The 14,698-nt window shown below is 31.0% G+C and carries 15 protein-coding genes and 2 riboswitches; of the genes, 2 read left to right on the forward strand and 13 right to left on the reverse strand.

Going from position 1 to position 14,698, the window contains the following annotated elements:
• Positions 1 to 18 precede the first annotated feature (18 nt).
• Together B2P65_RS03985 and B2P65_RS03990 are read right to left on the reverse strand one after the other, a co-directional pair.
• Positions 19 to 585 (reverse strand): folate family ECF transporter S component, encoded by a 567-nt coding sequence (locus tag B2P65_RS03985; protein WP_035133778.1) that lies wholly within the window; start codon positions 583 to 585, stop codon positions 19 to 21.
• Between the two features lie 57 nt (positions 586 to 642).
• A riboswitch (THF riboswitch) is annotated at positions 643 to 738 on the reverse strand.
• Between the two features lie 131 nt (positions 739 to 869).
• A complete protein-coding gene (locus tag B2P65_RS03990; protein ID WP_156964350.1) occupies positions 870 to 1,013 on the reverse strand; it encodes a hypothetical protein in 144 nt (47 codons plus the stop codon).
• Between the two features lie 197 nt (positions 1,014 to 1,210).
• On the opposite strand from B2P65_RS03990, the gene B2P65_RS03995 reads away from it, so the two are divergent.
• Complete coding sequence (locus B2P65_RS03995) at positions 1,211 to 2,137, forward strand: hypothetical protein (protein WP_346879631.1); 927 nt, start codon at positions 1,211 to 1,213, stop codon at positions 2,135 to 2,137.
• A 186-nt stretch (positions 2,138 to 2,323) separates the two neighbouring features.
• On the opposite strand, the gene B2P65_RS04000 is transcribed toward B2P65_RS03995, so the two are convergent.
• The gene (locus B2P65_RS04000) at positions 2,324 to 3,178 is read right to left on the reverse strand and encodes a DegV family protein (RefSeq protein WP_346879632.1); all 855 of its coding nucleotides are present in this window, start codon (positions 3,176 to 3,178) and stop codon (positions 2,324 to 2,326) included.
• A 119-nt stretch (positions 3,179 to 3,297) separates the two neighbouring features.
• The gene (locus B2P65_RS04005; RefSeq protein WP_346847531.1) at positions 3,298 to 4,686 is read right to left on the reverse strand and encodes a PLP-dependent aminotransferase family protein; all 1,389 of its coding nucleotides are present in this window, start codon (positions 4,684 to 4,686) and stop codon (positions 3,298 to 3,300) included.
• 204 nt (positions 4,687 to 4,890) lie between these two features.
• Between B2P65_RS04005 and B2P65_RS04010 the strand changes: the two genes are divergently transcribed.
• Entirely contained in the window at positions 4,891 to 5,664 is a 774-nt protein-coding gene (locus B2P65_RS04010) for an ECF transporter S component (RefSeq protein ID WP_346847532.1), read from the forward strand.
• A 136-nt stretch (positions 5,665 to 5,800) separates the two neighbouring features.
• Here B2P65_RS04010 and B2P65_RS04015 read toward each other — a convergent pair whose 3' ends face one another.
• From B2P65_RS04015 to ribE, 9 genes are all read right to left on the reverse strand, one after another.
• Positions 5,801 to 5,992 carry a hypothetical protein gene (locus tag B2P65_RS04015; RefSeq protein ID WP_035133786.1) on the reverse strand — a complete coding sequence of 64 codons (192 nt, stop codon included), beginning with the start codon at positions 5,990 to 5,992 and terminating at the stop codon, positions 5,801 to 5,803.
• 28 nt (positions 5,993 to 6,020) lie between these two features.
• Complete coding sequence (locus B2P65_RS04020) at positions 6,021 to 7,010, reverse strand: dipeptide ABC transporter ATP-binding protein (RefSeq protein WP_346847533.1); 990 nt, start codon at positions 7,008 to 7,010, stop codon at positions 6,021 to 6,023.
• A complete protein-coding gene (locus tag B2P65_RS04025; RefSeq protein ID WP_150844737.1) occupies positions 6,988 to 8,010 on the reverse strand; it encodes an oligopeptide/dipeptide ABC transporter ATP-binding protein in 1,023 nt (340 codons plus the stop codon). Before B2P65_RS04025 ends, B2P65_RS04020 begins: the two co-directional genes overlap by 23 nt.
• Before the next feature lie 9 nt (positions 8,011 to 8,019).
• Positions 8,020 to 8,937 carry an oligopeptide ABC transporter permease gene (gene opp4C / locus B2P65_RS04030; protein WP_150844738.1) on the reverse strand — a complete coding sequence of 306 codons (918 nt, stop codon included), beginning with the start codon at positions 8,935 to 8,937 and terminating at the stop codon, positions 8,020 to 8,022.
• A 14-nt stretch (positions 8,938 to 8,951) separates the two neighbouring features.
• The gene (locus B2P65_RS04035; protein ID WP_346847534.1) at positions 8,952 to 9,935 is read right to left on the reverse strand and encodes an ABC transporter permease; all 984 of its coding nucleotides are present in this window, start codon (positions 9,933 to 9,935) and stop codon (positions 8,952 to 8,954) included.
• Positions 9,936 to 10,012: 77 nt separating this feature from the next.
• Positions 10,013 to 11,740 carry an ABC transporter substrate-binding protein gene (locus B2P65_RS04040; RefSeq protein ID WP_346847535.1) on the reverse strand — a complete coding sequence of 576 codons (1,728 nt, stop codon included), beginning with the start codon at positions 11,738 to 11,740 and terminating at the stop codon, positions 10,013 to 10,015.
• A 509-nt stretch (positions 11,741 to 12,249) separates the two neighbouring features.
• On the reverse strand, positions 12,250 to 13,029 hold the full coding sequence (gene thiD / locus B2P65_RS04045) for a bifunctional hydroxymethylpyrimidine kinase/phosphomethylpyrimidine kinase (RefSeq protein ID WP_346847536.1): 780 nt from the start codon (positions 13,027 to 13,029) through the stop codon (positions 12,250 to 12,252).
• An 82-nt stretch (positions 13,030 to 13,111) separates the two neighbouring features.
• Complete coding sequence (gene thiE / locus B2P65_RS04050) at positions 13,112 to 13,753, reverse strand: thiamine phosphate synthase (protein WP_346847537.1); 642 nt, start codon at positions 13,751 to 13,753, stop codon at positions 13,112 to 13,114.
• Positions 13,754 to 13,825: 72 nt separating this feature from the next.
• A riboswitch (TPP riboswitch) is annotated at positions 13,826 to 13,934 on the reverse strand.
• Between the two features lie 261 nt (positions 13,935 to 14,195).
• Entirely contained in the window at positions 14,196 to 14,657 is a 462-nt protein-coding gene (gene ribE / locus B2P65_RS04055; RefSeq protein WP_035133799.1) for a 6,7-dimethyl-8-ribityllumazine synthase, read from the reverse strand.
• Between the last annotated feature and the right edge of the window lie 41 nt (positions 14,658 to 14,698).

Genomic DNA, 14,698 nt, shown 5'->3' on the forward strand with positions numbered 1-14,698 from the left:
AAGGTACATTTCTATATGTTATTTAAAACTTGGAACTCTTCTTGTCTTTTCAGCTGTTTTTAATACACTATATAAAACTATAGTTTCTATAGGTAACAGAATAAGACTTTTAACTATACGTACTGAGTAAGCTACAAATATTCCTTTTCCATACATAATGGATAACCATATTGGTGTAAGTACTAGGTTTATTACAATCATTATTACTAATCTAGTAATAAAAATTCGCTTTATACTTACAGGCTTTTTATATAATATTAAACCTGTTATAAAACCACCTAGGAATTCATTGAAAGTAAATCCAATGAAAAACGGACCATTAGGGCGTATCATATACTTAATTACATCTGTAACTACTCCTACAAATCCAGTGGCAACAGGTCCATAAAACAAAGCACTTATTCCTACTGCAATAAAGGAAAATCCAATCTTAAGAATAGGGCTTAATTGAATAGATAATGATCCAAGAATAATGTTAATGGCTGCAATTAACGCTAGTCCAGTTAATGATGAAGTCTTTTTTAAATGTGCTGAGGACTCCTTTAATAAACTCAGCATGTCATCTTTTTTTTCTGAAAAAATCATAAAAAAACCTCCTTTTTATAATAGCTACATAAAAAAGGAGAATTCCTATTAATATGTAGCAGTGGGAATCGAAGTAAGTACCGCAAGTTTCCTTTTCGTCTGGTGACAATTCCCTGTTCACCCAGCACTTAACGCACGAACTTCTAATCTGCCTCATAATCATAGTATATCATACTTAAATTCTTTTTCACATATTTTTTTAAATTATATATACAAATATACAAATATTATCCACACAAATATATAAATATAGATTTAATTACTGAACCTAAATAAAGCCGAGATTAACTCTCGGCACTTTTGTTCTCATAGGCTATTAAAACTATTTTACTATTTTCATCCTTTGACATACTTTGTTCAAGATCAGTTAACCTTCTTCTTTCTTCATCTGTTACATTTGCAAATTTATATTCATTGAATGATTGCATAATATCACCTCCTGTTCAGATAGTATTAGCATTTGTATAAGAAATATGTGTACTTTAATTAACATTTTCTATAATTAATCTAAGTTCCATCGATAATTCTAATGCAATTTATTTAACATACATTTTCCTCTCTAATATTCACATTAATATGAATTTATAATATATTAACTATATATCAATAATAGGATAGATATAAAATGCCAACTGAATTATATACACCAGTATATCTAAATCAAGATGAAATTCAAAATCTATCCTCAATACTAATTGATGGATATTTTGAAAGTATAACCATCAAGCAAATTAGCGATAACACTGTTACAGGAAGATATCAACATAATAATAAAAGCCAATGCTCCAATGACTATAAAAACACCAAAGGTGATAAGGATGATAATACAGTCATAGGCAATAGCTGTTACAATTATGGTGATATTTTTAGATATTTAGAGGGCAGAAATTTTGATAGAAATGATGTAACTTTAAAAAGAGTATATGCTTCTTTTAGCTATTACAATAATTTAAGAAATAAAATGAATACCTTGGGGGTTATAAAATATATTAATAATTCAAGCCCTTCAATTAATAATATTTATTCTGGAGATTACGTAGATTTAACAGGATGTTTAGAAGTTAATACTATTTCTAACTGCATAGATAACTGCATATTTATATTAAACAATTATGGAACTTCACATTTGGATAATCTATTTGATACTAAACATATCGGCCCATTAACCTATACAATGATATGTGAATTACTAAAAACCATACAGAAAGAATTAAATAAAGGAGCTACTTTTGATATAATAATTAACCGCTTAGGAATTAACTGTGTTTTACCTATAAATTCCACATATACATCGAAACATTCTTATATATATGATGATGCCTCTTGTGATTGTTGTATACTTGGTAAAGTATCCAAGGTGGCTTACACTCCTTCTGAAAGCATTGGAATGCTTAGAAAAACAGGCTTAGATTCCTACTATACAAAACTTCTCAATTCTTTCATTCCATATTTTCACTTCTTAAACAATAATGGGTTTTTAATTCCTGGGGAATTTATAACTAATATAAATGGGCCTGCTCTCGAAATCATTCCATTAAGTATTTGCATGTAAAAGCGTCATATTACTATAAGTAGAGTTCTTAATGTTTTGATGGCATTATTAAATTTCTTAGACTTTTAGTCCTTAAAAATTATCATGCCTTATGATAAATATAATAGTATTTCACGCTATAGGCACTAATTGTATAAACTTCACTAAAATAAAATCTCATGAGTTTATACCCATGAGATTTTTTTGTTATTTATTCTTTATATAAAATATAGCTATTGCACCTGCCCCTGAATGTGTACCAACTGCTGTACCAATTTCATTGATAAGTATTTTATTTATGCCTAGTTCAGCTTCTATTAACTTAACTGTTTGATTTGCAGCTTCTAAATCATTTGCATGAGAAACAACTATATCATATTGAGGATCTATCTCTCTAGTTTTCATTATATCTATTGCATGTTTTAAAGCCTTATTTATACCTCTTGCCTTTCCACAAGGTTCAAGAGCCCCATCTTTCACTGTTATAATTGGCTTAATTCCAAGAACATGACTTACAATAGCTTTTCCTGTAGATATTCTTCCTCCCCGTTTTAACATGTCTACAGTTTCCATTACAATTAAAGTTTCTAATCTTCCTACTAAGTCATTTATTTCATCTAAAATTTTATCTACCGTATATCCTTTATCTCTCATGTCTGCTGCTACAGTAACTAAATATCCAAAGCCCCCAGATGCTACAAGTGTATCTACAACAAAAATATTTTCACTCCCCTCTTCTAAATGCATCTTTGCTATATTGGCTGAGCTATTTGTACCAGATAATTTGCCAGAACAAGTAAGACAAATAATCTTATTCCCACATTCTAATTCTTTCTTAAAAAATTCTTGAAACTCATAAGGAGTAACTTGTGAAGTTTTAACTGTAGTTTCTTTATGCTTTATAGCTTCATAAAATTCTTTATTTGATAAATCTACCTTATCCTTATATACATGTCCATTTAAATCAACTAACAGTGATAGAAATTCTATACTTCTCTCTCTCATAAATTCTGCAGTTAAATCTACAGAACTATCACATACTATTGTTATATTATTTTTCATGATATACCCTCCTGAATACACTTTAATAATAAAAGTGTATTCGGATTATATCATCTATTACTTCTCAATACAACAAAAACTCAAAAAAATTATGAGCATAATTATCATGTAATTTATGGCTATTTTTTCTTGAAGAATTCTTTTTTTAATAGTCTTAAAGCGTCTTGAAAATTTTCTTCAGCAACTCCCGAGCAAGATAGCAATAATCTAGGATAATCATTCTCTTCTTCTGCTTCAAAGGTACGTAGTAAGACACCTACATCTGCACCTCGTTTTGCTAGTTCTTTTGAAGATAAGCTACTTTTTACTTCTAGTTGTACTAAAAATCCCCCTGAACCTGGTATAGCTGTTGCTTTCTCTTCAAATACATTATTTATTGCTATACAGAGTTGTTGACTTTTAGCCATATACAACTTTCTAGCTTTCCTAATTTGTCTTCCAAGATGACCATCACTAATAAATTTACTTAAAGCAATTTGTTCAGTTTTTGATGCTGTTTGATTGTATACTCGCCCTCTTCTTTCATATACTTCTGTTAATTCTTTAGATAGTACCATAAAACTAATTCTTAAGGACGGCATTAATAATCGTGAAAACGTTCCCATATATACTACCTTATCTCCTCCATCTAACCCTTGTAAAGACGGTACTGGACGAGTATAATATCTGAACTCACTATCATAATCATCTTCAATTATTAAACAATCTTCTCTTTGTGCAAAGGCTAATAATGCTAATCTAATTTGTATTGGCATTACATCACCCCAAGGCGTTATATGAGAAGGTGATGTATAAATCATTTTAATTTTATCCTCCTTAAATTTAGATAAATCTCTATTAATATTCTTATAGGTTAAAATTTTAAACCCTCTATCTTCAAATACAGCCTGTCCCTGTTCAAAACTAGCTCCTGTAAAAGATATAGGCGATCTAACTCCTGTTAATGAACACAATATTTGTAATAAACTTTGCACACCTGCTCCAACTACTATCTGCTCCGGAGTACAAATCACTCCCCTTCTATCAGCTACGTACTTGGATAACGCTACTCTTAAATCATATTCTCCTTGTGGATCACCATAGGATAAAAGCCTTTCTTCATTACGAAGTGCACTTTTTATGTATCTACTCCACAAATCGAAATCAAAACTCTTATAATCTACTGCATAGGTAGCAAAGTCATATAATGGTTGGCTTTGTATTATGTATTTATTATGTTGTAATTTTTCTACCCTTTGGATATCTTTATAATTTAATTCACTTACAAAAAAGCCACTTCCAGGCCGAGATGTAACATACCCTTCAGCTACTAACTGCAAATAAGCAGCTTCAACCGTTGTCCGACTTATCATTCGCTCTTTTGCACATCTACGTATAGACGGAAGCTTACTTTCAGCCTTTAGAGTTCCTGAGGAAATCAGGTTTCTATAATGATTATATAGCTGAATATATAATGGTGTATTTGGTGAATCCTTTGGATTAATTATATCTCTTTTAACTTCATTCATAAACTTCTCCTCCAACTGTCCCTATTAAAATTATGTATTTTGTGTATTTCAACAATGACAAACCCAATGTATATTATATATAAAGACACCAAAATATTCAATTAATTCTAAAAGAAGATAATAACTTCACATTACTTATTTTCTAAATTTGTTATTATGCAACTTATTTATAATAATTTAAATCAATAGTATGGAGGTATATTAATGGAAACTAAAACACACTCTAAAATTTCTACTCGTACCATGGTTCTAATTGGACTTTTTGCTGCTTTATGCTACGTGGCATTATTTTTTAAGATACCTATTCCCTCTCCTGTAGGAAATCCATTCTTGCATATGGGAAATATGTTTGTTATATTATCAGCATTATTGTTCACTGGTACCATTGGTGGTCTTTCTGGCTCTATAGGTATGGGCTTATTTGACTTAATGAATGGTTATGCATCAAGCGTTCCTAAAACTGTGATTTTGAAATTTGGTATTGGAGCAATTGTAGGATGTGTTGCTGCAAGAGGGAAAAATAAAAATGCAAAGTCACCTATAAAGTGGATAAGCATTGCTTCTGGAATTTTAATCCTAATTGGTATAGTGCTATTCTTTACTGCTACTTCTTTAGGCAATGAAATTGTAGTAACAGGTATCGAGAAAAAACTAGTAATTAATCCAGTATTATATATTTTTTCTCTTATTCTTGGGTTAGGCTTAGCTTTGGTATGTACTTTTGCAAAAAAATTATCTATTGAAATTCAATATGCAGTATTAGGTGCTGTAGCTGGTATAGCCTTTAATTTAGTTGGTGAGTTTTTATTTGGAGTATTTAAATTACTTCTTGTTGGAAGTGGATTCCTACCGGCAATATTAAGTTCTGCTGTGAGTTTACCTGCAACACTTATAAATGGATCCTTCTCAATCTTTGTAGCTGTTGCCCTATATGTTCCATTATCTAAATCACTATCAAATAAAAAAGTTAATTTGTAATTTGCTAACCAATAATTTCACATATGGACTCTGGTATTTGATTATCAGGGTTCTTTTTTGTTATATAAATAACAAAAAAAGTCAAGGCCTATACTAAGCCTTGACTATATTATAGAGTAGATGGGGATTATTCATACTACCTATAAAACATGATAAATATTATAAGTGCAATTACTGCAAATACAATCAATAAAACTGGGACAATCACCGATGCTGTTGCTAAAACTAGGGCTAGTAAATCATTTTTCTCTAGCTCTACTTTACCAATCATCTCGGGATTTACTTCTCTTTTCTTAAATACTACTTTATATGCCTCTTTCATCTTCATAGCATATCATCTCCTTTTATGTCCTTTACTATATCTCTCCTGCAAAATGACAAGCACAGAAGTGTCCCTTTTCTATTTCTCTAGTTTCTGGTACCTGTTCCTTACATATCTCCTTAGCAAAAGGGCATCTAGTATTAAATTTACAACCCTTAGGTAGGTTAACATTACTTGGAATTTCACCTTTTATTATACTCATATCACTTTTATACTCTGGATTTGCTACAGGTATAGCTGCTAGTAACGCTCTTGTGTATGGATGTATTGGATTATTATATAAATCTTCCTTATCTGCTAACTCTACTATAGAACCTAGATACATTACCCCAACTCTATCGCTAATATGCTTTACTACACTTAGGTCATGGGATATAAATAAATATGCCAATCCCATTTTTTCTTGTAAATCCATCATAAGATTAAGTATCTGTGATTGAATAGAAACGTCAAGAGCTGATACTGGTTCATCACATACTACAAATTTGGGTTGTAATGCTAAGGCTCTTGCTATTCCTATACGTTGTCTTTGTCCACCAGAAAACTGGTGAGGATATCTATATATATGGTATGGAGAAAGTCCACACTGTTCAACTATTTCTAATACTCTTTTATTAAGTTCTTCACCTTTCTTATATAGCTTATGCTCTACTAAAGCTTCACTAACAATTGAATGTACATTCAGTCTTGGATTTAAAGAACTATATGGATCTTGAAATATAATTTGCATATCCTGTCTTAAAGGTTTCATCTTTTTTTCATTATATTTTACAATATTTTGATCTCTATATAGAATTTCTCCTCCAGTTGGTTCATAGAGCTTTATTAATGTTCTACCTAATGTAGATTTTCCACATCCTGATTCTCCAACTAACCCTAAAGTTTCCCCTTCATATATTTCAAAGGAAACATTGTCCACAGCTTTTACACAGAGTTTCTCTCCAGTGGCAGATTTACCCTTAACCGGGAAATATTTTTTAAGATTTCTTATTTCAATAATCTTATTTCTTTCCTTTTCCATCATGGATTCCCTCCTCTTTATGATGTTTCTCATCTATTGCTTCATTATATAGGAAGCATCTTACCTGATGTTCATCTGAAATATTAGTTATAGCAGGCATCTTGCATTTACATTCAGCCTTTGCAAATTCACATCTTGGTTCAAAATAACATCCCTCAGGAAGGTGAAATGGATTTGGTACTACTCCATCTATAGAGTATAGTCTTTCCTTATCTTGATCTAGACTTGGTATTGATGCTAAAAGTCCCTTAGTATAAGGATGCTTTGGATTATCAAAAAGTTCTTTAATTGGAGCTGATTCAACTACTTTTCCAGAATACATAACAATTACATGATCTGCCATTTGAGCTATTACTCCTAAATCATGGGTAATTAGCATTATAGCTGTATTGGTTTTTTCCTTTAAATCATTCATTAGTGTTAGTATCTGAGCTTGTATTGTTACATCAAGAGCAGTAGTAGGCTCATCAGCAATTAGTAATTTGGGCCTACATGCAAGAGCCATAGCTATCATAACTCTTTGACGCATTCCACCACTTAATTGATGTGGATAATCTCTTGCCACTTGCTCTGGCCTTGGTATTCCAACAAAGGCGAGCATATCAATAGCAATTTTCCTTGCTTCCTTTTTATCTAACCCTTGGTGAAGCATTACTGCTTCCATTATCTGATCTTCTATTCTAAATACAGGATTTAAAGAAGTCATAGGCTCCTGGAATATCATAGATATATCATTTCCTCTAACTTTTCTTATATCCTTATCCTCCATGGGTACTATATCTTTACTATCAAATTTAATAGTCCCATCTACAATCTTACCTGGTTTATCTATAAGCTTTAAAATAGACATTGATGTTATACTTTTACCACAACCAGATTCTCCAACTATACCAAGAGTTTTTCCTGGTTCTACATCAAAGGAAACTCCATCTACAGCTTTTACAATACCATTATCTGTATAAAAATATGTTTTTAAATCTCTTACTTCTAATAAATTTTCCATATATCACACCTACCTTATCTCTTTTGGATCAAAGGCATCTCTTAAGCCCTCACCAAGAAGATTTATACTAACAACGGTTAATATGATTAAAATTCCAGGCGGTATCCAAAGCCATGGATTATTCGTAAATATAAATGAGTCTCTAGCTCTTTCAATCATATTTCCCCAAGTTGGTGTTGGTGGAATTACTCCTAATCCTAGGAAAGAAAGTCCTGCCTCTGTTAAAATTGCACCTGCCATTCCAAGAGTAGCATTAACTATGATATATGCAAGGGTATTAGGTAAAAGATGTCTTACTATCTTAGATCTATTAGATATACCTAATGCCTTTGTAGCTACTATAAAATCTTGTTCTCTAAGAGATAAAATTTGTCCCCTAACCATTCTAGCAAGACCTGGCCAAGATATTATGGCTAGAATAAACATAACCACATACATCTTCTGGGTACTACTTACCCTCCACATCAATGCAAAGGACAAGGATATCATTAATGGCATAAATGGAAGTGAGCTAACTACTTCTGTAAAACGCATAAGAATGTTATCTACCCATCCACCATAGTATCCTGCAATTCCACCTATAGTAGCACCAATGAGTACGGTTATACCTGCAGTGACAACTCCAATAAACATAGATATCCTTCCACCATAAAATACTCTCATAAGTACATCTCTACCCTGTTCATCAGTTCCAAGCCAATGCTTTGCTGATGGTGGTTTAACTTTATTAACAAGTTCAAACTCATTTAAATTATAAGGTGATATTATAGGAACTAATATTACTAGTAAAACTATAATCCCAAATACTATACCACCTGCAAGAGCTATTTTATTCTTTCTAAATCGCTCCCATGCAACCCTCCATGGTCCCATAGCTTGAAGGTCTTGTTTCTTTTTTTCAGCCTTAGCCTTTTTTACTTCTAACATAATAAACTAACCTCCTATTCTACTTTTACTCTAGGATCTACCAATGCATAGGACATATCTGATACCAGATTTCCTAAAACCATTAGGACTGCATAGAATGTATTAGCTGCCATTACAACCCAAATATCTCTACCCATAACTGATGTATATAGTATATTTCCAATTCCTGGCCAAAGAAGTACTGTTTCTAATAATATTGCTCCTCCAAAGAGAGATGGAATATACATTCCTACAAGAGTTACTATTGGTATTAATGCATTTCTAAAGGCATGACGATAAATAACTACCTTCTCTTTTAATCCTTTAGAACGTGCTGTTCTAATATAATCTTGATTAATTACTTCAATAACACTATTTCTAACGTATCTTATAAGTCCAGCCAGACTTAAAATAGTTAAAATTATTACTGGTAAAATCATATGTTTAGCTACGTCTATTACTTCAGCCATGAAGCTATCATAACCAACAGCTGCCATTACTGGAGTTCTCATACCATTAAGTGGTATTGCTCCATTACTCGGTACTGCTATAAAGAAAATCATAAGTAGTGCAAAGAAAAATGAAGGCATTCCTACTCCAACTAAAGAAAACACAGTCCAAAAATTATCAAATACTCCATATTTCTTTACTGCAGATTTTATTCCTACTGGAATTGCAATTGCAAAGGCCAATACCATAGATACTATATTTAATATAAATGTATTCCAAATGTAATCTCCTATAACATCACTTACAGGTTTTCTAAATTTTAATGAAGAACCAAAATCTCCTTTTAAAGTTCTTCCCAACCAATTAAAATATTGTGTAACAGGTCCTTTATCTAATCCTAATTGCTCTCTAATCATTTGTTGCTGCTCTGGAGTAGTCTTAGAACCTTGTCCTAAATATGCACTAACTGGATCTCCAGGCATTAGTTGTAATAATATAAATAATATTATTGTTATTATTAGCATAACTGGGATTAAATTGAGTAATCTTTTGCCTAAAAACTTTAACATTTCATCACCCCTAAACTTATTTTAATAACGCCCTGCAATTTTATACAGGGCGCCAATAGCCTATATGAAATTTAAAATTATTCTTCTATATAAGCATGTTTTAATGCTTTTACCCAATCACAGAATGGGCTTGTTTCTAGGCCTTTTATTTTCTTGTTATACATGTCAAAATAAGTATTTGCATATACAGGAACTATAGGTGCATCCTCATTAAGGATTTTAGCTATTTTATTATAATAAGGTTTTGCTTCTTCCTTATCTACAATACTCTTAGCTTCATCTAACAATTTATCCACTTCTGGATTACTATATCTAGCTGTATTATCTTTACCAGTACCAATATAATCTGAGTGGATTTCAGAATATAAACTATGTGGGTCTGGTGTAGTTATAGATGTTGCCATGAAGTATATACTCCATTTATCTACGTTTTCATCAGAGTTATAGATAACGTAATCTAATAATGTATTAAACTCAAGATATGCTATATTAAGTTTAATTTTTAAACCTTCGCCCCAGTCTCTTTGCCACATTGGAATAAGGGTATTTAAAATATCATGTTCTGGCATGGCAGCTACATTAAGCTCCATAACCTTTCCATCCTTTTCACGATATCCACTTGAACCAACCTTCCAGCCTGCTTCATCTAATAAAGACTTAGCTTTATCTAAATCAAAATCATACTCAGTCATTTCACTAACCAATTTATCATCAATACCCCAAGAAACTTGAGAGAATGGATGGTATTGAACTGATGCAAGTACATCTCCAGTTGCTTCGTCTTTATAATAGCTATTTACAAATTCTTTAATGTTAAAACCATAATATAATGCTTGACGTACTTTTTTATCTGCTGTTGGACCTGATTCACAGTTAAATTTAGTGTAACCATATCCACTTCTATCATAACTATTGAAAGTCATGAAATCCTTAGACTTAGCTTCATTTATTTTCTCTGGCTCAATAACTCCTGGAAGTAAATCTACCTCTTGAGATGTCAATTCAACTATATCAGTAGTTTGATCAACAAATTTACATACTATATTTTCAATAAAATATCCTTCACCATAATAGTTTGGATTTCTCTTTAGAGATACAAATTCTTTTTCCTGGAATTTTTCTAAAGTATAAGGACCTGAACCAATTGGTTTTGTTGTTATAGCTTCTATAGATGATGTATCTCCAACCTTCCAATTTGCACCATAATAATGTTCTGGCATGATTGCCATATTACAGTTAGCAAGATTTGTTCTTAGTGGCTCAGCAAAACTAAATTTAACTGTATATTCATCTAATGCAACTACCCCTTTGAACTCTTCAGTCTTACCCTTTGAATATTCGTTATATCCAGCTAAATCCTTAACAACAGATCCATATCTACCAGTATAAGATTTGTCTGATAAAAATTGATAAGTGAAAACAACGTCATCTGCTGTTACCTTTTCACCATCAGAGAAAGTCATATCCTTCTTCAATTTGAAGGTTATTTCCTTGGCATCGTCTGAAAATTCCCAACTTTCAGCTGCTGATGGTTGATAATCTCCATTAACATCCATTGTAATAAGTGAATCAAATATCATGTCAATTATAGTAGCATCATAGGCAGATGAATAATATCCTGGGTTAAAGTTACCAGATGCCTCTGTTATTCCAGCAACTAAAGTACCCCCAATTTTCTTCTCTGCTTCTTCAGTTTTTGGTGTATCCTTTGATGTGTCTTCTTTTTTCTCTTTATCACCACATCCAACTAATGAAAAAGCTAAAATACTTGACAACATCAAGGCCATTAATTTTCTTTTCTTCAAAATCTATTCCCCCTTAAAATAATTAAGTTATAAATAAATACAAAGATATATTTTAAAAATATATACTTGTATAAATTCCTATCCCCATAGTTAATACAATTTTAGATTTAATTTAGCTTTTAATTAGGCTTATCATTGCATTTTTATTTCATGTATTTAATTTCATATATTGTATATTTATTGCTTTTAAATATATATATTACAGTTTTGTAAATTCATTATCATAATAATACATATATTTTTTACTTTTGTAAATACTTTTTTGGAAATTTTCAGAATTTTCTTTATATTGTTTAGAATTTAAAAATATTCGGTATTCTAATATTTCGTTAAATACAATACCTTCATAATATTATATATATGGAATTTACATACATTATTTTATCTTCGTAAAAAATAAGAGACTGTTTTTTAAAACAGTCTCTACCTTTACATATTATTCATATATTAAAATTTTATATTTATTGTAAATTAACTGAAACAACTTAATAAGTATATAATTACTATTATTACAAATTCCAACAGTGATTTAGAGGTCCATTCCCTTTTCCAATATTTAAATTATCCCTTAAAGCACCGGTTATATATTTTTTTGCCCTTAAAATGCTTTCATCTATGCCGTAACCTGCTGCTAAATTACAAGCTATGGAAGATGATAAGGTGCAACCTGTTCCATGGGTATTGGAATTATCTATTTTTTCTTCATGATACCAAGTAATTTTCCCATCTTTATATAATAAATCATCAGCACTATTTTCTAAGTGACCTCCTTTAATAAGAATTTTCCCTTTATATTCCTTTGAAATTTTTTCAGCTGCTTCTATCATATTTTTTTTACTTAAAATCTTAAATCCACAAATACATTCTGCTTCAGGAATATTAGGAGTAATCACATCAGCTATAGGTAAAAGTTTTGTAATCAAAGCTTCCATGGCATCCTCTGAAAGAAGTCTACTTCCACTGGTAGATATCATAACTGGATCAACTACAATATTTTTAGCCTTATATTCTAATAATCTTTCAACAATCTCTTGAATAATATCCTTAGAGGATACCATTCCTATCTTAATGGCATCGGGGAAAATATCTTTCATAATGCAATGGATTTCTTTATTTAAAAACTCTCTTGTTACATTTAAAACATCATAAACTCCAGTGGTATTTTGTGCTGTTAAGGCTGTTATAGCACTCATTGCATACATTTTATGGGCTACGATAGTTTTTATATCTGCTTGTATTCCAGCTCCTCCACTGCAATCTGATCCTGCTATTGTAAGTATCTTTTTCATTATAAATCAATCCCCTCTATCAATGTATATATTCTATAAAGTATTTTCCATCTAAAATGCACACCTATTTCCCATGTCTATTCTATTGAGTTAACATACATTCAGTTAACTCTAACATTTGTTTTGTTGCTAATAGCACATCTTCTTTAGAAAATATTGAAGATACTAAAGCAACTCCATGTATTCCTAAGCCTTTTAGGTTCATAATATTATTCTCATCTATACCTCCAATAGCCACCACTGGTATAGTTACAGATTTACATATATTTTTAATTGTTTCAAAGGTTATTACTCTAGTATCTAATTTAGTTGAAGTTGAAAAAGCTGCTCCAACTCCAATATAACTTGCCCCATCTTTTTCTGCTTTAATAGCTTGTTCCACAGTTTTTGCTGTAACTCCTAAAATTTTATCTTTCCCTATCCGCTTTTTCACTTCTGCTGCATCCATATCACTTTGACCTATATGAACCCCAGATGCATCAATATTCATAGCTATTTCCACATTATCATTAATAATTAAAGGAATATTATATTTATCTGTAATCTTCTTTATCTCTTTTCCTTCCTTTAGAAATTCATCATAGAATAAATTTTTTTCTCTTAGCTGAATTAATGTAGCTCCTCCTTGTAAAGTTTTTTCGATTTCTTCAGTAAACAATTTTCCATCTAACCAACTTCTATCCGTTACTACATATAACTTCATTTGACTTTTACTTATACTCATTTCATACACTTCCTTAACAGAATTTTGTAGAATCCAAAAAAATATGGGACATACCAAATAGTATGTCCCATTAATATTTTTAATGTAATTCCCTACGTTGGCATTATCCAAATCAGGTTATAGGTCGAAGCTACCTTTTGCTTCCTCTCAGCCTGTTATACAAGCTCCCTAAATATTTAATTTCTTAAAGCATAGCATTGATTACATCTTTTGTCAATTTTCTCTGTTTTCTGTGTAATTTAATTACACCCTTTAAATGAGAAATCATCTAAACTCCGCATGAATAAAGCAACTATTTAAATAGTTAAATATTAAAATAGTTATATCTATAACTATTTCCCTATAAAAATATATAGCATTTATATATCTTTATAGGTAATTTTATCATATACTGACTATTAAATTAAATAATTTTATTATATTTTCATAATCAAACTTTTAATTAGAAACTTTTTAATAAATTTGCCATTTCTATAGCTGTTACTGCTGCATCGTAGCCCTTATTACCTGCTTTAGTTCCGGCTCTTTCTATAGCCTGCTCTATAGTGTCCGTTGTTAAAACTCCAAAAATAACTGGTTTCTCTGTACTAAGAGATACTGATGCTATTCCTTTTGAAGCCTCAGCACAAACGTAATCGAAATGTGGTGTAGAGCCCTTAATAACTGCTCCAAGGCATATAATTGCATCATAATTTTCATTTTGAGCCATTTTTTTTGCTACCAGTGGTAATTCAAAAGCTCCTGGCACCCATGCCACTTCAATATTATCTTCTTCTACTCCATGTCTTTTAAGTCCATCAATTGCTCCACCTAAAAGTTTAGATACAATAAACTCATTAAATCTTCCTACTACTATCCCAACTCTTAATCCTTGCGCAACTAAATTTCCTTCAAATATTTTCATCATTATTCCTCCTAGATTATATTATAATTTATACTAAACCA

The sequence above is a fragment of the Clostridium sp. UBA3061 genome (assembly GCF_002367465.1).
GTDB lineage: Bacteria > Bacillota > Clostridia > Clostridiales > Clostridiaceae > Clostridium_J > Clostridium_J sulfidigenes.

Bases quoted from the DNA above. Each gene is read 5' to 3' on its own strand.
- B2P65_RS03985 (WP_035133778.1), bottom strand. From the start codon at position 585: ATGATTTTTTCAGAAAAAAAAGATGACATGCTGAGTTTATTAAAGGAG.
- ribE (WP_035133799.1), bottom strand. From the start codon at position 14,657: ATGAAAATATTTGAAGGAAATTTAGTTGCGCAAGGATTAAGAGTTGGG.
- thiD (WP_346847536.1), bottom strand. From the start codon at position 13,029: ATGAAAAAGATACTTACAATAGCAGGATCAGATTGCAGTGGAGGAGCT.
- B2P65_RS04000 (WP_346879632.1), bottom strand. From the start codon at position 3,178: ATGAAAAATAATATAACAATAGTATGTGATAGTTCTGTAGATTTAACT.
- B2P65_RS04025 (WP_150844737.1), bottom strand. From the start codon at position 8,010: ATGGAAAATTTATTAGAAGTAAGAGATTTAAAAACATATTTTTATACA.
- B2P65_RS04010 (WP_346847532.1), top strand. From the start codon at position 4,891: ATGGAAACTAAAACACACTCTAAAATTTCTACTCGTACCATGGTTCTA.
- B2P65_RS03990 (WP_156964350.1), bottom strand. From the start codon at position 1,013: ATGCAATCATTCAATGAATATAAATTTGCAAATGTAACAGATGAAGAA.
- B2P65_RS04035 (WP_346847534.1), bottom strand. From the start codon at position 9,935: ATGTTAAAGTTTTTAGGCAAAAGATTACTCAATTTAATCCCAGTTATG.
- thiE (WP_346847537.1), bottom strand. From the start codon at position 13,753: ATGAGTATAAGTAAAAGTCAAATGAAGTTATATGTAGTAACGGATAGA.
- B2P65_RS04020 (WP_346847533.1), bottom strand. From the start codon at position 7,010: ATGATGGAAAAGGAAAGAAATAAGATTATTGAAATAAGAAATCTTAAA.
- B2P65_RS03995 (WP_346879631.1), top strand. From the start codon at position 1,211: ATGCCAACTGAATTATATACACCAGTATATCTAAATCAAGATGAAATT.
- B2P65_RS04015 (WP_035133786.1), bottom strand. From the start codon at position 5,992: ATGAAGATGAAAGAGGCATATAAAGTAGTATTTAAGAAAAGAGAAGTA.
- opp4C (WP_150844738.1), bottom strand. From the start codon at position 8,937: ATGTTAGAAGTAAAAAAGGCTAAGGCTGAAAAAAAGAAACAAGACCTT.
- B2P65_RS04005 (WP_346847531.1), bottom strand. From the start codon at position 4,686: ATGAATGAAGTTAAAAGAGATATAATTAATCCAAAGGATTCACCAAAT.